This window comes from Halomonas faecis (assembly GCF_010993975.1).
Lineage (GTDB): Bacteria > Pseudomonadota > Gammaproteobacteria > Pseudomonadales > Halomonadaceae > Halomonas > Halomonas faecis.
This window is the reverse complement of record NZ_JAACZO010000002.1, coordinates 95481-112788: the sequence shown is the minus strand read 5'-3', so window position 1 is coordinate 112788 and position 17308 is coordinate 95481. Positions and strand designations below refer to the sequence as shown.

Below are 17308 nucleotides of genomic sequence, written 5' to 3'. Positions count from 1 at the left end.
GTCAGCAACGCCTCAACAAAGGTCATCGGATAACGGTTGTACGGTGACGGGATCGCCAGCAGCGACTTCGGCTCGTTCGGGGTCGATCTCGATCAGACAATCCGCGGCCACCATGGAAGAGAGTATGCCGGAACCTTGCCGCCCCGTGCTGCACACCCAGAGTCGCCCTTCGGTATCGCTACGCAAGCGGCCGCGTAGGAAATCCACGCGCCCCGCGCGACTGGCCAGTGGTGCGTCGGCCAGGGCAATGAGACGCCGCGGCTGCGGATCGCGATACCCCTGCAAACGCCGCAGCAACGGCGCGACGAACTGCAGGAAAGTGACCATGGCGGCTACCGGATTGCCGGGTAGCCCGAAGAAGGGGGTGGCCACGGCTCCCAACTGGCCACAAGCCAACGGCCGGCCGGGACGCATGGCGATCTTCCAGAAGCCCAGCTCGCCGACTTCCTGCAGGGCGCCGCGCACCCGATCCGCTTCACCGACCGACACGCCGCCGCTGGTGATCACGAGGTCCGCCTGGCGAGCCGCCTCCTCCAGGGCCGCAACGATCCTCGGTTGGTCGTCGGGGAGGATGCCCAGGTCGAGAATCTCGCCGCCATGCTCGGTGACCAGCCCCCGCAACGCAAAGCGGTTGGCGTCGAAGATACCGGCAGGGGGTAGCTCGTCGCCGGGCGCCGTCACTTCGTCGCCGGTGGAGAAGAGCGCCACACGCGGACGCCGATGGACACTGGCCCCGGCCATGCCCAGGGAGGCGAGCAAGCCAAGCTCAGCAGCCCCGAGACGGGTTCCGGCAGGCAGTGCCGTGGCGCCCCGGGCAATGTCCTCCCCGGTCAGGCGGACGTTCTGGCCACGCCGCACGTCCTCCGGTCGATGAACCTGCACGCAGCCATCCCGCTCGTCGAGCTGTTCGCGCATGATCACGGTATTCGCCCCGGCAGGCAGCGGCGCTCCAGTAGTGATGCGTACGCATTCGCCGCCTGCCAGTACCGTCGCGTAGCGATGGCCTGCCAGAACCTCGCCGACCAGCGGCCAGGGTGCCGTGGGCACGCCCTCTTCCGGCCAGGACAGGGCGATGCCATCCATGGCCGCATTGGTGTTCTGTGGCACGTCGATGGGCGACACCTGCGACTCGGCCAGCACGCGACCGTGAAGGGCCGCCAGCGGCAGCCATTCCGACGGCAAGGGAGCCGCGACCAAGCGGGCCGTTGCCGCCCGAGCCTCCGCAACACCGAGCATGCGTTCGCCGAGGTCGAAACAGGACAGGCTCATGCTCCCGCCTCCACGTCCTCGCGAGGCGCCTGCTCGCGCGGCCAACGGGCCGGCCAGGCAGCCACCCAGTCGGCAATCGCCTCGAGGTCGTCGAGGTCCAGCGCCTCCACTCCCGCCGGCAACGACACAGGCGCGGCACTGGCGACGGCCCTGACCCAGGGGTCATCGTCCACGAGCAGTGGCTTGCCCAGCGCCTCCCGATGCAGCGCCAGCTTGGGTAGCGGCCACGCCTTGAACCCCTCGATCAGTACCAGATCGGGACGCTGGGGGCGGATCATCTCGATCAGCTGTGCCAGATCCGCCTCGGGCTGGTTCGGCGTCTCCATCATCAGCGCCACACGGGCCCGCGAGGCAATGAGCATCGGCGAGGCACCGGCCTGGCGCAGACGATGACTGTCCTTGCCTGGCTGATCGATGTCGAAGGCGTGATGGGCATGCTTGATCACCGCCGCCCGCAGGCCACGTTCGGTCAGCCGTGGCAACAGCTGCTCCAGCAGGGTCGTCTTGCCGGTGCCGCTCCAGGCGGCGATGCCCAGCAACGGCAGGGAGTCATCGAACGACAGGGAAGCATCGATCACGGCACTCATGGCAGGCGTCACTCCTCGCTCAGGCGCGCCTCGAGGCGCTGTTTCTCATCCCGGGTATTGAGATTGGCAAAGGCCTCCGGACAGTCGCTGAAATCCACTGCACGCCAGGCATGGCGAGCATACCAGCGGTCGATCTTGCGCTCGCCATCGCTCAGGGCGGCGGCGAGATCAGCGGCCAGTGACGTGCGAATCAATGCGACCACGGGATGCAGCCGCTCGCCGTCGTGGGCAACGGCGATGTCCCCCTCACCGAGGCCCGTCACCAGACGCGACACCAGGTCATGCGGCAAGGCCGGGGTATCGCAGGGCACCACGAGCACCCAAGGTGTGGCGACGGCGCACAGGCCACTGTGGATGCCCATCAAGGGTCCCTGGAAACCCGACTCGCGGTCGCTCACGACGCGCTCGGCCAACGCTTCGTACTCCGCGAGGTGCCGATTGGCATTGATCCATACCGCCGCCACCTTCCCTTCCAGCCGCTCATGGACATGGCCCACCAGCGGTCGTCCGGCAAAGGGCTCGAGCCCCTTGTCACACCCCCCCATTCGGCGGCCCTGTCCACCGGCAAGGATCAGGCCGGTCACCTCATGTCGCGGATCCATCAGCGCTCTCGCTCGACCGTCTGGCGTTGCGATCATGATGCCTGAGGGAGCCTCGGCGTGCCACGCCTGCCAAGATACCGCATGACCTCGGTCATCGAACGTGGAGACGAGGCACCGCTAAGGGGTATCATCCGTCGACCCAATCGAACGTTTGACGGCAGACCGAGCAATGGAAGGATTCAACGTGGGCAGCCGCCTGCGCGAGCTGCGCCAGGCACGCCGACTCTCTCAGCGTGAGCTGGCCAAACGCGCCGGCGTCACCAACAGCACCATATCGTTGATCGAGCAGAACAGCGTGAGCCCTTCGGTGAGTTCGCTCAAGAAGATTCTCGATGCCCTGCCGGTGTCGATCAGCACTTTCTTCGCCGGCGATGAACCCGCGCCCCCGCACCACTTCTACGCGGCCGGCGAATTGACCGAAATCGGCGACGGCCACCTTTCGTGGCGGCTCGTGGCGGCACGCCGCCCGGACCGTCGCATGTCGATCATCCACGAGCGCTACCCGCCCGGCGCCGACAGCGGCGAAGAGATGCTCGAACACGAAGGCGAGGAAGGCGGCGTGGTGATCGCCGGGCGGATAGAGCTCACCGTCGGGGATGAAGTCGAGGAGCTCGGGCCCGGCGACGCCTACTATTTCGACTCACGGCTGCCCCATCGCTTTCGCAACCGGGGCAGCGAAGAGTGCGTGATCGTCAGCGCCAACTCGCCGCCCTCCTTCGCCGAGGGCGGTCGAGAGCAGCATCACGCCTGAGCGCGCGGGACATCCTCTTCGGCTCCGGGCAGCACCCAGTTGAGCACGATGCCAACCACGGCGGCGAGACTCACCCCCTGCAGGGTGAACTGACCACCACCGAACTGCATGCCGCCGATACCGAACACCAGGATCAGCGAGACCACCACCAGATTGCGCGGCGCGGTGAGCGAGTGGCCGGCACGTACCAGGGTATTCATGCCCACCACGGCGATGGAGCCGAACAACAACGTCATGATGCCGCCCATGACCGGCCCGGGGATGGTCTGCAGCAAGGCGCCGAGCTTGGCGACGAAGGCCAGGAACACCGCCAGGCAGGCGGCCACGATCATGAACTTGGGATTGAAGGCGCGAGTCAGGGTCACGGCACCGGTCACTTCGGAATAGGTGGTGTTGGGTGGGCCACCGAACAGTGCCGCTGCGGAAGTGGCCAGACCGTCACCGAGTAGTGTGCGATGCAGACCGGGCTTGTCCAGGTAGTTCTTGCGGGTCACGGAACCGATGGCAATCATGTCGCCGATGTGTTCCACCGCCGGGGCGATGGCCACTGGAATCATGAACAGGATCGCCGCCCAATGAAAGCTTGGCGCCGTAAAACTCGGCAGCGACAGCCAGGCCGAGTCGCGAACCGGCGTAAAGTCGACCGCACCCATGATCAGGGCCAGCGCATAGCCGGTGACGATGCCCCCCATGATGGGCACCAGGCGCAGCAGGCCTCGCCCGAATACCGCCAGTACCAGCGTCACCAGCAGGCTCGCCATGGAGAGCACGATTGCCCGCCCGTAACCGATGTGTTCACTGGTCTCGCCGGTGGCCATCTCCACGGCCACCGGCGCCAGGGCGAGGCCGATCACCATGATCACCGGCCCCACCACCACCGGCGGCAGCAGCCGATGCAACCAAGTGGTGCCCTTGAGGCGCACGAACTGAGCGATCACCACGTAGACGAGCCCCGCTGCCAGCAGACCTCCTAGGGTGGCGGAAACGCCGAAGTTCGCCACCGAGCCCTGAATGGGGGCGATGAACGCAAAGGAAGAGGCGAGAAAGACCGGTACGCTGGCGCGAGTCACCCCGTGAAAGATGAGGGTGCCAATGCCGGCAGTGAACAAGGCGACACTGGGATCGAGGCCGGTCAGCAGAGGCACCAGCACCAGCGCCCCGAAAGCCACGAACAGCATCTGGGCCCCGGTGAGCAGAGTGCGTGGCAGGGAGTCGGCGGGTCGCTGAACGGCCGCGGTATCGGTCATGACAGGGCTCCTGGGCTGAGTGGGCGGGAATCGCGCGGCATTCTAGCAGCCTCACGCTCCCGGCACGACGCCGCCATCATCGCCCTCCTCCACTCTTCGCTCACGCTGCTCCACCGACAGCGCTTCCAGGTACTCGGCGAGACGCCGCTCCGCCGCATCACCGAACAGCACATCGCACGCTTCCCTCAGCCCCGCGGATCGGCCAATCGACGCTTCGGGAACCACCAGCGAGATCTTCGAACGTCGCCGCAGCAAATCCTCGAGACGCGTGACCATCTCGCGATCCCGCGCCTGCACGAGCTCGACCCGCAGGTACTCCGTGTCCTCGATCAACACCTCGGCCTGACGTTCGTCCCGCCGCAGTTCTTCCAACATGCCGAAGGCTTTATCGGCGTAACGACGCCACAGGCGTTGGCTGATCGGCTCCGAGGCGTGCGCCGCGGTCAGGTCATCGAGCTTCATCCGTCGCGCCTCCTGCAGGAAGGCATCGCGCACCGAGCCATCGGGCTCTCCATACCAGCGGCAGTCCTCGTCGGGGACGGCAATGCCGAGCCCCTTCACCGTCTCGACGACCTCCTCACCGACGTTGATGCAGTCGGTGAGCTTGCCACCGAAGATGCTGAGGTGCGCCCGCTCGCGGTCGAGGTCGATGGCGTGCTTGCGTGACAGATTGAGGAAATCCCGCTCCCCTCCGCCGGTGGGCTTGATCGCCAGCGGCCGCACGCCGCAGCGAGTGGCGATGATGTCGGCCTCGACGAGGGGGCGCTCCAGGGTCAGGCGCTTGTTGATGTTGTCGAGCACGAAGGCTACGTCCTGCGATGTGACCGTCACCGCCGGACTCTCGACCCGGGTGTCGGTGGTGCCGATGCAGGTGCGGGGCCCCATGGGAATGACGAAGAAGAGGCGGCCGTCGTCGGCGAAGAATGCCAGTACCCGCCGTGCTTCGGTGAGCCGCGGCACGATCAGATGTATCCCCTTGGAGAAGACATGATGGTGCTCGGTACGCTGTCCGGCACGGCGGTTGAGATCGTCGACCCAGGGGCCGGCGGCGTTGATCAACACGCGTGAGCGAATTTCGAAGGTGTCGCCAGTCATCACATCGCGGGCCTGGGTGATCCAAACGCCCTCCTCGCGGCGGGAAGAGAGATACTCCACGTAGTTGGCGGCCAAGGCACCGAAGTCCAGCGCTCGGCGGACGAAGTTGAAAACGAAACGGGCGTCGTTGTCATGCAGGTAAGCGTCGGAGTATTCGAAGCCGCCCATCGCGTTCGAGGTATCGATGATCGGCTCCCTCGCCTTGAGAGCGGAAGGCCGCATGTAGTGAGGACGCCGCGTGAAGGCATTGCCCATCAGCCAGTAGAGCCAGGTGCCGGCCCAGGGCACCAACGGATGATGGCGGAACCCATGGTGTATGGTGGTGAGAAAACGAATCTCCTGCACCGAAGAGGGGTAGCTCCTGATCAGGTGATTGCGGCTTCGGCAAAGCTTGCGCACCAGGGAGAACTCGCCGCTCTCCATGTACTTGATGCCGCCCCACACCAGATTGGACGAATGCATGCTGGTGCTGCCGGCAAAGTCGCCCTTGTCGATGAGGGCCACTTTGACACCCTTGCCACTCAGGGCCGCGGCCGCCGACGCACCATTGATACCACCGCCGACCACCAGTACATCGTGGCAGCCGTCGGGCAGCTTGCGTAGATGGATCTCTCTGAGTTGCATCTCTTGCCCCTGGAATGCAAAGGGCCCCGCACGGCGCCAACCGTACGGGGCCCGGCCGTCAGTGGAAAGTGACTCGGCTTGGTATGCCTGAGACCGAGGTCGACCCGGGTGAACGACCCACCGTCCACCCTGACGACTCAGCGAGTACCGGCGGCCATCCAGGCCTCCATCATATCGTCGTAGGGCACGGTTTCGCCTTGGGGCCGCTCGTCATCGAGTTTGGCCTTGGGCGCACCCGGCTCGTCGAGCCACTCTTGAGGGTCACGCTCGTCATTGAGGTTGGGCGCATAGACCGTAAACACACCGGCACGGGACAGCCTTGCCATGACGCTGTCGAGGTCGCCAGCCAGGTTGTCGAGCGCCTCCTGTGGCGAAATCTCTCCGCTCACTGCCGGCGCCAGATTCTGCCACCACAGCGGTGCCATGCGCGGATAGTCCGGCACGTTGGTGGAAGACGGCGTCCAGTTGGACTCATTGGGGCTGCGGTAGAACTCCACCAGGCCGCCGAGCTTGGGTGCCATCTCGGACATCTGGTCGGAGAAGACGTCCGATTCGCGGATCGGGGTGAGACCGGCCATCAGCTTCTCCAGGGACACCGTCTTGGACACGGTGAACTGGGCGAACAACCAAGCCGCGGTGCGACGATCCTCCGGGGTGGAGTCGAAGAAGGTCCAGGAGCCCACGTCCTGGTATCCCACCTTCATGCCTTCCTCCCAGTAGGGACCGGTGGGCGACGGCGCCATGCGCCATTTGGGGTTGCCCTCGTCATCGGTGACCGGCAGGTCCGGGTCGGTCATGTCGGCGGTGAAGGCGGTATACCAGAATATCTGCTGAGCGATGTTGCCCTGGGCCGGCACCGGCCCGGCTTCGCCGAAGGTCATGCCCTGGGCCTCGGGCGGCGCATACTTGCCGAGCCAATCCACCATCTTGGTGACGGCATACACCGAGGCCGGGGAGTTGGTAGCGCCGCCGCGGCTGACGCTGGCGCCCACCGGCTCGCTCTCCTCGTTGACGCGAATGCCCCAGTCGTCCACCGGATTGCCGAAGGGCACCCCGGGGCTGCCCATGCCCGCCATGGAGAGCCAGGAGTCGTGAAAGCGCCAGCCCAGCGACGGATCGCGACGGCCATAGTCCATGTGTCCGTAGACCGTCTCGCCATCGATCTCGCCAACGTGTTCGGTGAAGAACTCGGCGATGTCCTCGTAGGCGGTCCAGTTGGTCGGCACTCCGAGATCGTAGCCGTAGGTCTCGCGGAACTGCTCCTGGAAATCTTCACGCTGGAACCAGTCGTAGCGGAACCAGTAGAGGTTGGCGAACTGCTGGTCGGGCAACTGGTAGAGGCTGCCATCCGGCCCGGTGCCGTACTGCAGACCGATGAAGTCGTCGAGGTCCAGGGTCGGCAGCGTATAGTCGGCCCACTCGTTGTCCATTGCCTCGCTGAGGTTGATGGTGGTGCCATAGCGGATATGGGTGCCGATGGCATCGGAATCGTTGACGTAGCCGTCATAGATGTTGCGCCCCGACTGCATCTGGGTCTGCATGTTGTTGACGACGTCGCCCTCGCCGATGATGTTGTGCGTCACCTCGATGCCGGTGAGCTCGGTGAAGGCCTCCGCCAGGACGTCACGCTCGTAGATGTGCGTGGTCAGGCCTTCGGCGACGGTGTTGATCTCCATGTCCCGGAACGGCTCGGCGGCCTTGGCGAACCACAGTAGTTCCTCGATCTGCTCCTCTCGCGAGAGCGTGGAATCCTGGAAGTGTTCGTCCACCAGCCGCTCGGCAATGGCCCGGGCATCGTGGTCGTCGGCGTGCAGCGGGCCGCTGGCCAGCAGCACGCCGGCGGCGATCAGTGAGAGACGCGTGGTGATCGGTTTCATGTTGACCTCTCGAGTTGTTGTGGTTGTTCCCTGGACGGTCGGTCCAGAGGGTCTGTCAGCCCCAGCGCATCAGGATCATGAGCCACAGGATCGAGATGCCCAGGGCCAGCCAGAGGCTGAGCGGGGTGAAGCCCACCACCGCCAGGTGAATGTAGGCCGCGCTGAGCAGGCCGATGAAGAGCCGATCGCCGCGAGTGGTGGCGATCGGCAGGAACCCCTTGCGCTCCACCGTGGGCGAGGCGATCTCCCAGGCAGTCATCCCCAGCAGGATGGCGGCGATGGCCGCGAAGAAGATCGCCGTAGGAGTCGTCCAGACCATCCATTCCATGCCGCGTCCTCCTCAGGTCCGGCCCAGGGCGAAGCCCTTGGCGATATGATTGCGCACGAAGTAGACGACCAGGATGCCGGGCAGGATGGTCAGCACTCCCGCTGCCGAGAGCGCTCCCCAGTCGATGCCCGAGGCACCCTTGGTCTGGGTCATCACCGAACCGATGGGCTGGGCACCGGTCGAGGTCAGAGTGCTGGCCAGCAGCAACTCGACCCAGGAGAACATGAACAGGAAGAACAGGGTCACGCCGATGCCGGAGCTGATCATCGGAATGAAGATCCTGACGAAGAAGCGCGGAAAGCCGTAGCCGTCGATGAACGCGGTCTCGTCGATCTCCTTGGGCACGCTGCTCATGAAGCCTTCGAGGATCCATACGGCCAGGGGGATGTTGAACAGACAGTGGGCCAGCGCCACGGCCACATGAGTATCGAACAGGCCCACGGTGTAGTAGAGCTGGAAATAGGGCAGCAGGAAGACTGCCGGCGGCGCCATCAGGTTGGTCAACAGCCAGAAGAACAGATGCTTGTCGCCGATGAACCGGTAGCGGCTGAACGCATAGGCTGCCGGCAATGCCACACTGATGCTGATCAGCATGTTCATCAGCACATAGGCAATGGAGTTGACGTAGCCCATGTACCAGCTCGACTGGGTGAGGATCCTGGCATAGTGCTCCAGGGTGAAATCCTGGGGCCATAGCGTCAGGGCCCCGAGGATCTCGCTGTTGGCCTGGAACGACATGTTGAGCAGCCAATAGATCGGCAGAAGCACGAAGACGAGATAGGCGGTCATCAGACCGCGCCGACGCCACTGACGCGAGGCGGGCCGTGCGCGACGGCGGCGCCGATCGTTGGCCCGGGCGGCACGCTCGCGAACGGCTTCCGGGGTGGTGGGCAGTTCCCTGTTCATGTCACACCCCCCTTTCCTGCTTGTCTTTCTGAAGATTCATGATCGCGGTGTAGAACACCCAGCAGACCAGCAGGATGATCAGGAAGTAGATGATCGAGAACGCCGCCGAGGGGCCCAGATCCTGCTGGCCGATGGCCATGGTGGTGAGAGACTGGCTTAGGAAGGTGGTGGAACTGCCCGGCCCGCCACCGGTAAGCACGAAGGGCTCGGCATAGATCATGAAGGAGTGCATGAACCGCAGCAGCACGCCGATGACCAGCACGTTGGTGAGCTTCGGCAACTGGATGTAGCGAAACACCGCCCACTGCGAGGCACGATCGATGCGCGCTGCCTGGTAATACGCGTCAGGTATCGAGCGCAGCCCGCTGTAGCTGAGCAGTGCGATCAGAGGCGTCCAGTGCCAGACATCCATCAGAACGATGGTGCCCCAAGCGTCGGTGGCGCTGCGGGTGATGTTGTAACCATAGCCCAGCTCCCGCAGGCTCCAGCCCATCAAGCCGATATCGCCTCGGGTGAAGATCTGCCAGATGCTACCGACCACGTTCCAGGGAATCAGCAGCGGCATGGTCACCAGTATCAGCACCGCCGAGGCCTGCCAACCGCGTTTGGGCATCAACAGGGCGATGCCAATGCCGAGCGGTACCTCGATGGCCAACACCGTGAAGGAGAAAGCGAACTGACGCAGCAACGCCATCTGCAAGGTCGGGTCGTTGAGAGTCTCGCGGAACCACTCGGTGCCGGTGAAGAAACGCGTATGCGCATCGAAGACATCCTGGACGGAGTAGTTGACCACCGTCATCAGGGGGATGATGGCGGAGAATGCCACCAGCAGCAGCATGGGCAGAATCAGCCACCATGCCCGATTGTTGTAAACCTTGTTATTCATGAGGCACCTCTACACGGAATTCGTCGACATAGAGCCCCAGCCGCCCGACCGGGAAACGCAGCCAGGCCCGAACTCGGGGCCTCGGCTCGTCCTCGTCGAGGCGTGCCTTGAGGAGGATCCCGCCCAGGCGCAGAGAGAGGATGGCGTAGGTGCCAAGATCCTGGATATCGACCACCTCGGCCTCCGTGGCTCCTTTCACCTCGGTGGCATGGGCCTCGACGAACTCGGGGCGAATCCCCAGCTTGACGTTTTCAGAGCTCGTCGCTTGCAGCGCTTTCTCGAACGCTTCACCGACCACCAGCGGAGCCTCGCCGCACATCACTCGGCCGCCTTCCATGGCCACCGGCAGGAAGTTCATGCCGGGACTGCCGATGAAATAGCCGACGAAAGTATGGTTGGGAGCCTCGAAGAGCTCGCGTGGGGTACCGAACTGGACCACCTGCCCCTCATACATCACCGCAATCTTGTCAGCGAAGGTGGATGCCTCGAGCTGATCATGGGTCACGTAGACCATGGTGATGTTGAAGCGCCGATGGATCTCCTTGAGCTTGCGGCGCAGCTTCCATTTCAGTTGAGGGTCGATGACGGTGAGCGGCTCATCGAAAAGAATCGCCGAGACATCTTCACGCACCAGACCGCGACCCATGGAGACTTTCTGCTTCTCATCGGCGGTGAGGTTCTTGGCCTTGCGCTTGAGCTGGGGAGTCAGCTCCAGCACTTCGGCCACCTCCATCACCCGCTCATGGACCCTGCCGGCCGCGGTACCGACGTTGCGCAGCGGAAAGGCCAGATTGTCGTAGACCGTCATGGTGTCGTACACCACCGGGAACTGGAACACCTGCGCGATGTTGCGGGCCTCGGGCGACAGCGAGTTCACCTTCTCGCCATCGAACAGAACCTCACCACCGGAGGGCTCGAGCAGGCCGGAAATGATGTTGAGCAGGGTCGACTTGCCGCACCCCGAGGGACCCAGAAGTGCGAAGGCGCCACCCTGGTGCCAGACGTGATCCATCTCGCGAATCGCGTAGTCTTCCGGGCTTTGGGGGTCGGGCAGGTAGGAATGAGCCAGCCCCTTCAAGGTGATCTCCGCCATGTCAAGCCCTCCCCGCATGAACCGGGATATGCACCACGGCACCCTGCCGATCGAAGGCATAGACCTTGTGAGCGGGGATGTAGAGCGTCACCGTCTGGCCAGGCTCGAACTCGTGCACCCCCTCGAGATGCACGGTGAGATGGAAGCGCTCGTCAGCCACGTGAAGAAAGGTTTCCGAGCCGCTGATCTCAGCCATGTCGACCGCCATGGTCACCTCGATGTCGTCGTCGGCACGGCGCGTCAGCGAAACATGGGCCGGACGCACGCCGAAACGGTACTCTCCCGGCATCAGCCGGCTCAGCTCGTCGCTCAAGGGGAAGTGCACCTGACGGTCGAAAGTCACCTCGTTGCCGGACACGATGCCGTGCAGCACGTTGATCGGCGGCTCGGAAAACAGCTCTGCGGTCTGCAGCGTGAGCGGCCGATGGTAAACGTCCTCGCTGCGGCCATACTGCAGTAACCGGCCTTCGTGGAGCACCGCCGTATGACCGCCGAGGGCCAGTGCCTCGGATGGCTCGGTGGTGGCGTAGACGGCGATGCAGTGGCGCTCGTTGAACAGCGCCCGCAGTTCCTCGCGAAACTCCTCGCGCAGCTTGTAGTCGAGGTTCACCAGCGGCTCGTCGAAGAGCACGATGTCGGCGTCCTTGACCAGCGCCCGGCCCATGGCGGTGCGCTGCTGCTGTCCACCGGAGAGCTCCAGAGGCAGACGCTCCAGCAAATGTTCGATATGCAACATTTCGGCGGTTTCACGAACGCGACGGTCGATCTCGCGCCGTGCGACGCCGGCCAGCTTCAGCGGCGAAGCGATGTTGTCGTAGACGCTCAAGGAGGGGTAGTTGATGAACTGCTGGTAGACCATGGAAACGTTGCGGTGGCGCACCGATACGCCGGTGACGTCTTGGCCGTTCATTAGCACCCGCCCGCCGCTCGGGCTGTCTAGGCCCGCCATCAGCCGCATCAGTGTGGTCTTGCCGGCCAGGGTGCGCCCGAGCAGAACGTTGAAAGAACCGGGCTGCAGTTCCAGGCTGACGCCCGAGATATAGGGCTCGCCTCCGACGCTGAGGTCGATGTCTTCCAGAGTGAGTGACATGACGGATCTCGATTGTTCGTTATGGTGATGCGACGATCAGAATCGACGTCCAGCCAGCATAGATCAGGCGCGATTCCTTGACACGCATGTTGCTTAACGAAAATACGAGATCGGCTATCCAGATCCGCCTAATGAGCGGTAATCCACTGAATAAAAAGCAATAAAATATCGATTATACTTTAGCTGCAGATCGCAGCGCAGTATCGAAACCGCTCAATGCCGTAAAAAAACGGCGGCTCGTATTCACGGATGAACACGAGCCGCCGAGAGAGCCGTCAGGCATAGAGCCGTCAGCGAGTGCCGAAGATCTTGTCCCCCGCATCGCCCAGCCCCGGCACGATGTAGCCGTTCTCATCGAGATGATCGTCCACCCCGGCCGTATAGATCTCGATATCGGGGTAGGCATCCTGAACGCGCTTGATGCCCTCGGGCGCCGCTACCAGCACGATCACCTTCATGTGCTGGCAGCCGCGCTCGCGCAGCATGTCGAGGGTCGCGACCATGGTGCCACCGGTAGCCAGCATGGGATCGATGACGATGGCCAGGCGCTCGTCGAGATCGTTGGCGAACTTGGCGAAGTAGGGAACCGGCTCCAGCGTCTCTTCGTCGCGATAGAGCCCCACCACGCTGATGCGCGCACTGGGTATCAGGTCGGTAACCCCGTCGAGCATGCCGAGACCGGCGCGTAGAATCGGCACGATGGTGACCTTCTTGCCTTTGAGCAGCTGCACGGGAATTTTCTCACCGCTCCAGCCATCGATATCCTGGGTCTGGAGTTCCAGATCCTGGGTCGCCTCGTAGGTCAACAGCTTGGCCACCTCGCCGGCCAACTCGCGAAAGCTCTTGGTGCTGATGCCGGCTTCGCGCATCAGTCCCAACTTGTGCTGGACCAAGGGGTGCTGGATGGCGTGTACGCTCATGGGTGACCTCATTACGACGGAGTGGGCAGGAACGACCTTCGTCGGATGGACGGCACCGACAAATTGCGCGCCATTCTACCCGCATCCCCCGTTGAGGTTAAGGCGCGTAGCCGGGATCTTCCGGCAGCTGCCAGTCGACGGGTTCGCGACCGTGCTGCTCGAGGAATGCATTGGCTCGCGAAAAGTGATGATTGCCGAAGAAGCCGCGATGAGCGGATAACGGCGAGGGATGCGGCGACTCCAACACCAGATGGCGGGACGTATCCACCAGCGCCTTCTTCTGGCGGGCATGGCTGCCCCACAACAGGAACACCGACGGCTCGGCATGAGCGTTGACGGTCTCGATGGCCCGGTCAGTGAAGGTCTCCCAGCCCTTGCCGCGATGCGCGCCGGCGTTGCCCCGCTCCACGGTCAGCGAGGTGTTGAGCAGCAGCACGCCCTGGCGCGCCCAGTGCTCCAGGCAACCGTGGCCCACCGGCTTGAAGCCGACATCGGCGGCCAGCTCCTTGTAGATGTTGACCAGCGACGGAGGGATCGCCACGCCCGGGCGCACCGAAAAGCACAGGCCATGGGCCTGGCCGGGGCCGTGATAGGGATCCTGGCCGAGGATCACGACCTTGACCCGATCGAGGGGCGTGAGCTCGAAAGCGCGAAACCAGTGGGAGGAGTGAGGATAGATCACCTTCCTGGCCGCCTTCTCGGCGGCCAGGAAATCGCGCAGCGACTGCATGTAGGGAGTCTGGAACTCGGCCCCCAGCCACTGCTGCCAGCTGTCGGGAAGCGGCATGCTCATCGTTCAGCGCTTGACTTGGTCGGCCAGGGGCTCCACGTAGGCCACCCCCATGTCCCAGGGAAACTGGATCCAGCAGTCCTGAGCCACTTCGGTGAGGTACTGGTCCACCAGGGGTTTGCCTTCGGGCTTGGCGTAGACGGTGACGAAATGCGCCTTGGGCAGCATCTCGCGCACCTTGCGCGCCGTCTTGCCGGTGTCCACCAGGTCGTCGACAAGCAGCCAGCCCTCGCCGTCATGATCGATGCCCTTGAGCACCTGCAGGCCGCCCTGATCCATGTGATCGTAGCTCTTGATGCACACGGTATCGATCAGACGCACATTGAGCTCGCGGGCAATGAGCGCCGCTGGAATCAGCCCCCCGCGGGTGATCGCCACGATGCCGTCGAAATCGCGTTCGATCAGCCGGTGACACAGCTCACGCACGTCGCGGTGCAGCTGATCCCAGGAGACGGTGAAGTGCTGGTGATAGCGGTGGGTACTCATGGCGGCGTCACTCATCCTCGGTGAAGGAACAGACGGCGAAGACGCCGAAACCGGCCTCGCGAATCTTCTGCGACCCACCGATATCGGGCAGGTCGATGATGGTGGCGGTTTCCACCACCTGACCGCCGCTCCGGCTGATCAGCTTGGCCGCTGCCATCATGGTTCCTCCAGTAGCGATGAGATCATCGACGACCAGGATTCGATCCCCTTCGCGAAAGGCGTCGGAATGCAGTTCCACCTCGGCCTCGCCGTATTCCAGGGTATAGGTTTCGCTGATGGTGCGAAACGGCAGCTTGCCCTTCTTGCGCACCGGCACGAAGCTGCAGCCCAGCTCGTAGGCCAGCGGCGCCCCGATGATGAAGCCGCGGGCGTCGATGGCGGCAACGGCATCGATCTCCATTTCCTGGTAACGGTGCACGAAGCTGTCGATCAGCTTGCGAAACGCCGCACTGTTCTGAAGCAGTGGCGTGATGTCGCGAAAATTGACCCCCGGCTGAGGCCAGTCGGGGACGGTTCGAATCACGGACTTGATGTAGTCGCCGTAGATGCTCATCGCAGGTCTCGGTGATGGGTGATCAATCAAGGAACAGGAATTTCAGCACGAACAGCACCGCCAGCACGACCACGGCGGGATTGAGGTCGCGGAAGCGCCCGGAGAGTGCCTTGATCGCTGCATAACTGATGAAGCCCAGGGCAATGCCCTCGGCAATGGAAAAGGTCAGCGGCATGGCCAGGGCGGCAATCAGTACCGGAGCCGCGTCGGTAGGATCTTCCCAGTTGGCGTGGGCCAGGCTGCCGGCCATCAGCACCGCCACGTAAAGCAAGGCTCCGGCGGTGGCATAGGCAGGTATGGATCCGGCCAGCGGCGCGAAGAACAAGCTCACCAGGAAGAGGATCGCCACCACCACGGCAGTCAGACCGGTACGCCCGCCGGAGGCGATGCCCGACGCCGACTCGATGTAGCTGGTCGTGGTCGAGGTGCCCAGCAGTGCGCCAGCCATGGAGGCACTGCTATCGGACATCATGGCACGATTGAGTCGCGGCAGCTTGCCGTCCTTGTCGAGCAGACCGCCACGCTGGGCGACGCCCACCAGGGTGCCTGACGTATCGAAGAGATCGACGAACAGAAAGGCGAAGATGACGCTGAGCATGGCGACGTCCAGTGCCCCGGTGAGATCCAGCGCCATGAAGGTGGGAGCGATGGAAGGCGGCATGGACATCAGGCCACCGAACTCGTTGTGGCCCAGCAGCATCCCCAGCACGCTGATGGCCAATATGCCGATCATCACCGCGCCGGTGACCTTGAGGTAGGCCATGGCCGTGATGGCGAAGAAGCCCAGAAGCGCATAGATGGCGGCCGGCTCCGAGAGGTCGCCCAGCGCCACGAAAGTGGCATCGTTGGCCACCACGATCCCGGCGTTCTGCAGTGCGATCATCGCCAGGAAAAGGCCGATGCCGGCGGCGATGCCCAGCCGCAGGGAGAGCGGAATGGAATGAATGATCCACTCACGCACCTTGAACACGCTGAGCAGAAAGAAGATGAAACCGGAAAAGAACACGGCGCCCAGCGCCGCCTCCCAGCTGTAACCCATGCCCATCACCACACCATAGGTGAAGAAAGCATTGAGCCCCATGCCCGGCGCCTGGGCGATCGGGTAATTGGCCCACAGCCCCATGATCAAACAGCCGAAGGCCGCTGCCAGACAGGTGGCGACGAAGACGGCCCCCGAATCCATGCCGGTCTGGGACAGGATGCTCGGGTTGACGAAGATGATGTAGGCCATGGTCAGGAACGTGGTGATCCCGGCGATGACCTCGGTCTTCACACTGGTATTGTGCTCGGTGAGCTTGAACTGGTTGTCGATCAGGCGATTCAGCATGGTGGCATTCCTGCGCGCTAAGGCTGGTCATCGACCAGGGTGCGAGAAAAGCCGCTCATGGTACCCAAAGGGGCCTCGCGATGCGAGGCGACTGGATCAGGGTCACCCGTGGCGGCACGGTTCGCTCTGTATAAGCAAAGTGTGGGCCATACGCCAGCTCGGCAACCAACGCAGGCGCGACGGATGTTTCAGTCAGACGACCGCGACGCCAGTACGCGCTCCACCGTCTCGACGATGGCCTGAGTCTGCGGATCGATCTCGACGTTGACGCGCGCACCGGGCACGCGCTCGCCCAGCGTAGTACGGGACAGCGTCTCGGGAATCAGGTCGACGGCAAAGCGCGCGCCCTGTCCGCCCTGCCCCGGACGTACCGCCCCGACGGTCAAGCTGATCCCGTCGACCCCGATGTAGCCCTTGACGAACACGAACCGCGCCAACGCCTCCGGAAGCTCGAACCACAGCCGGCGATTGTTGGGCGCCTCGTCGAGCTCCACCACGTCTGCCATTGCCATGACGTGGCCCGACATCGCATGACCGCCGATCTCGTCGCCGAACCTCGCCGCACGCTCGACATTGACGCGATCGCCCACCGCCAGCGCACCAAGGTTGGTCACCGCCAGCGTCTCGCGCATCAGATCGAAACTGACCCGCTCACCCTCGATGGCGGTCACCGTCAGGCAGACGCCATTGTGAGCCACCGACGCGCCGGTCTCGAGCCCTTCGCGCAGCGCTTGCGGCAACACCACCACATGCGTGCGAAACGCCTCGGCCTCCTGGACGGCAACCACTTCCGCCATTCCCTGCACGATGCCTGTGAACATGGGCAATCCTCACGCTGCTCCCGGGTACGGGAAGATGAAAACGAGAGGCGCAGTGT

At 63.8% G+C, this 17308-nt stretch carries 18 protein-coding genes; 1 reads left to right on the top strand and 17 read right to left on the bottom strand.

Annotated elements, in window-relative coordinates; genetic code table 11:
• Positions 1 to 12: 12 nt before the first annotated feature.
• The 3 genes from moeA to mobA are packed head-to-tail and all read right to left on the bottom strand — an operon-like array spanning position 13 to position 2458.
• The gene (moeA, locus tag GFD32_RS01450; RefSeq protein WP_163574608.1) at positions 13 to 1269 is read right to left on the bottom strand and encodes a molybdopterin molybdotransferase MoeA; all 1257 of its coding nucleotides are present in this window, start codon (positions 1267 to 1269) and stop codon (positions 13 to 15) included.
• On the bottom strand, positions 1266 to 1856 hold the full coding sequence (gene mobB, locus GFD32_RS01445) for a molybdopterin-guanine dinucleotide biosynthesis protein B (RefSeq protein WP_163574606.1): 591 nt from the start codon (positions 1854 to 1856) through the stop codon (positions 1266 to 1268). Before mobB ends, moeA begins: the two co-directional genes overlap by 4 nt.
• 8 nt (positions 1857 to 1864) lie before the next feature.
• The gene (gene mobA / locus GFD32_RS01440; protein ID WP_163574604.1) at positions 1865 to 2458 is read right to left on the bottom strand and encodes a molybdenum cofactor guanylyltransferase MobA; all 594 of its coding nucleotides are present in this window, start codon (positions 2456 to 2458) and stop codon (positions 1865 to 1867) included.
• 169 nt (positions 2459 to 2627) lie between these two features.
• Here mobA and GFD32_RS01435 point away from each other — a divergent pair, with 169 nt between their 5' ends.
• Positions 2628 to 3209, top strand: a complete 582-nt coding sequence (locus tag GFD32_RS01435; RefSeq protein WP_163574602.1) for a cupin domain-containing protein — start codon at positions 2628 to 2630, stop codon at positions 3207 to 3209.
• Here the strand turns inward: GFD32_RS01435 and GFD32_RS01430 are convergent.
• The 14 genes from GFD32_RS01430 to GFD32_RS01365 all read right to left on the bottom strand — a co-directional run bounded on the left by GFD32_RS01430 (position 3200) and on the right by GFD32_RS01365 (position 17252).
• Positions 3200 to 4456: a uracil-xanthine permease family protein gene (locus GFD32_RS01430; protein ID WP_163574600.1), complete on the bottom strand. Its 1257-nt coding sequence runs from the start codon at positions 4454 to 4456 to the stop codon at positions 3200 to 3202. The two genes, GFD32_RS01435 and GFD32_RS01430, sit on opposite strands and share 10 nt — an antisense overlap.
• 51 nt (positions 4457 to 4507) lie before the next feature.
• A complete protein-coding gene (locus tag GFD32_RS01425; protein ID WP_163574598.1) occupies positions 4508 to 6175 on the bottom strand; it encodes a glycerol-3-phosphate dehydrogenase/oxidase in 1668 nt (555 codons plus the stop codon).
• Between the two features lie 137 nt (positions 6176 to 6312).
• The gene (locus GFD32_RS01420) at positions 6313 to 8052 is read right to left on the bottom strand and encodes an ABC transporter substrate-binding protein (RefSeq protein WP_163574596.1); all 1740 of its coding nucleotides are present in this window, start codon (positions 8050 to 8052) and stop codon (positions 6313 to 6315) included.
• Positions 8053 to 8107: 55 nt separating this feature from the next.
• Complete coding sequence (locus GFD32_RS01415) at positions 8108 to 8380, bottom strand: DUF2160 domain-containing protein (RefSeq protein ID WP_163574595.1); 273 nt, start codon at positions 8378 to 8380, stop codon at positions 8108 to 8110.
• Between the two features lie 12 nt (positions 8381 to 8392).
• Positions 8393 to 9286 (bottom strand): carbohydrate ABC transporter permease, encoded by an 894-nt coding sequence (locus GFD32_RS01410; protein WP_240455507.1) that lies wholly within the window; start codon positions 9284 to 9286, stop codon positions 8393 to 8395.
• A 1-nt stretch (position 9287) separates the two neighbouring features.
• Positions 9288 to 10172 (bottom strand): carbohydrate ABC transporter permease, encoded by an 885-nt coding sequence (locus GFD32_RS01405; RefSeq protein WP_163574591.1) that lies wholly within the window; start codon positions 10170 to 10172, stop codon positions 9288 to 9290.
• The gene (locus GFD32_RS01400; protein ID WP_163574589.1) at positions 10165 to 11265 is read right to left on the bottom strand and encodes an ABC transporter ATP-binding protein; all 1101 of its coding nucleotides are present in this window, start codon (positions 11263 to 11265) and stop codon (positions 10165 to 10167) included. The genes GFD32_RS01405 and GFD32_RS01400 overlap by 8 nt, the downstream gene beginning before the upstream one ends.
• 1 nt (position 11266) lies before the next feature.
• Entirely contained in the window at positions 11267 to 12355 is a 1089-nt protein-coding gene (locus GFD32_RS01395; RefSeq protein ID WP_163574587.1) for an ABC transporter ATP-binding protein, read from the bottom strand.
• Between the two features lie 290 nt (positions 12356 to 12645).
• Positions 12646 to 13275: a uracil phosphoribosyltransferase gene (upp, locus tag GFD32_RS01390; protein ID WP_163574585.1), complete on the bottom strand. Its 630-nt coding sequence runs from the start codon at positions 13273 to 13275 to the stop codon at positions 12646 to 12648.
• 97 nt (positions 13276 to 13372) lie between these two features.
• Entirely contained in the window at positions 13373 to 14068 is a 696-nt protein-coding gene (gene ung / locus GFD32_RS01385) for a uracil-DNA glycosylase (protein ID WP_163574583.1), read from the bottom strand.
• Positions 14069 to 14071: 3 nt separating this feature from the next.
• Positions 14072 to 14551, bottom strand: a complete 480-nt coding sequence (gpt, locus tag GFD32_RS01380) for a xanthine phosphoribosyltransferase (protein WP_089685405.1) — start codon at positions 14549 to 14551, stop codon at positions 14072 to 14074.
• A gap of 7 nt (positions 14552 to 14558) precedes the next feature.
• On the bottom strand, positions 14559 to 15104 hold the full coding sequence (locus GFD32_RS01375) for an adenine phosphoribosyltransferase (protein ID WP_163574581.1): 546 nt from the start codon (positions 15102 to 15104) through the stop codon (positions 14559 to 14561).
• Between the two features lie 22 nt (positions 15105 to 15126).
• A complete protein-coding gene (locus GFD32_RS01370; RefSeq protein WP_163574579.1) occupies positions 15127 to 16431 on the bottom strand; it encodes an NCS2 family permease in 1305 nt (434 codons plus the stop codon).
• A 188-nt stretch (positions 16432 to 16619) separates the two neighbouring features.
• On the bottom strand, positions 16620 to 17252 hold the full coding sequence (locus GFD32_RS01365) for a riboflavin synthase subunit alpha (RefSeq protein ID WP_163574577.1): 633 nt from the start codon (positions 17250 to 17252) through the stop codon (positions 16620 to 16622).
• Between the last annotated feature and the right edge of the window lie 56 nt (positions 17253 to 17308).

Coding starts and splice junctions, on each gene's coding strand:
- GFD32_RS01415 (WP_163574595.1), bottom strand. CDS start 8,380: ATGGAATGGATGGTCTGGACGACTCCTACGGCGATCTTCTTCGCGGCC.
- mobA (WP_163574604.1), bottom strand. CDS start 2,458: ATGGATCCGCGACATGAGGTGACCGGCCTGATCCTTGCCGGTGGACAG.
- moeA (WP_163574608.1), bottom strand. CDS start 1,269: ATGAGCCTGTCCTGTTTCGACCTCGGCGAACGCATGCTCGGTGTTGCG.
- GFD32_RS01435 (WP_163574602.1), top strand. CDS start 2,628: ATGGAAGGATTCAACGTGGGCAGCCGCCTGCGCGAGCTGCGCCAGGCA.
- GFD32_RS01400 (WP_163574589.1), bottom strand. CDS start 11,265: ATGGCGGAGATCACCTTGAAGGGGCTGGCTCATTCCTACCTGCCCGAC.
- upp (WP_163574585.1), bottom strand. CDS start 13,275: ATGAGCGTACACGCCATCCAGCACCCCTTGGTCCAGCACAAGTTGGGA.
- GFD32_RS01365 (WP_163574577.1), bottom strand. CDS start 17,252: ATGTTCACAGGCATCGTGCAGGGAATGGCGGAAGTGGTTGCCGTCCAG.
- GFD32_RS01370 (WP_163574579.1), bottom strand. CDS start 16,431: ATGCTGAATCGCCTGATCGACAACCAGTTCAAGCTCACCGAGCACAAT.
- GFD32_RS01430 (WP_163574600.1), bottom strand. CDS start 4,456: ATGACCGATACCGCGGCCGTTCAGCGACCCGCCGACTCCCTGCCACGC.
- GFD32_RS01410 (WP_240455507.1), bottom strand. CDS start 9,286: ATGAACAGGGAACTGCCCACCACCCCGGAAGCCGTTCGCGAGCGTGCC.
- GFD32_RS01420 (WP_163574596.1), bottom strand. CDS start 8,052: ATGAAACCGATCACCACGCGTCTCTCACTGATCGCCGCCGGCGTGCTG.
- mobB (WP_163574606.1), bottom strand. CDS start 1,856: ATGAGTGCCGTGATCGATGCTTCCCTGTCGTTCGATGACTCCCTGCCG.
- GFD32_RS01395 (WP_163574587.1), bottom strand. CDS start 12,355: ATGTCACTCACTCTGGAAGACATCGACCTCAGCGTCGGAGGCGAGCCC.
- gpt (WP_089685405.1), bottom strand. CDS start 14,551: ATGAGTACCCACCGCTATCACCAGCACTTCACCGTCTCCTGGGATCAG.
- GFD32_RS01425 (WP_163574598.1), bottom strand. CDS start 6,175: ATGCAACTCAGAGAGATCCATCTACGCAAGCTGCCCGACGGCTGCCAC.
- ung (WP_163574583.1), bottom strand. CDS start 14,068: ATGAGCATGCCGCTTCCCGACAGCTGGCAGCAGTGGCTGGGGGCCGAG.
- GFD32_RS01405 (WP_163574591.1), bottom strand. CDS start 10,172: ATGAATAACAAGGTTTACAACAATCGGGCATGGTGGCTGATTCTGCCC.
- GFD32_RS01375 (WP_163574581.1), bottom strand. CDS start 15,104: ATGAGCATCTACGGCGACTACATCAAGTCCGTGATTCGAACCGTCCCC.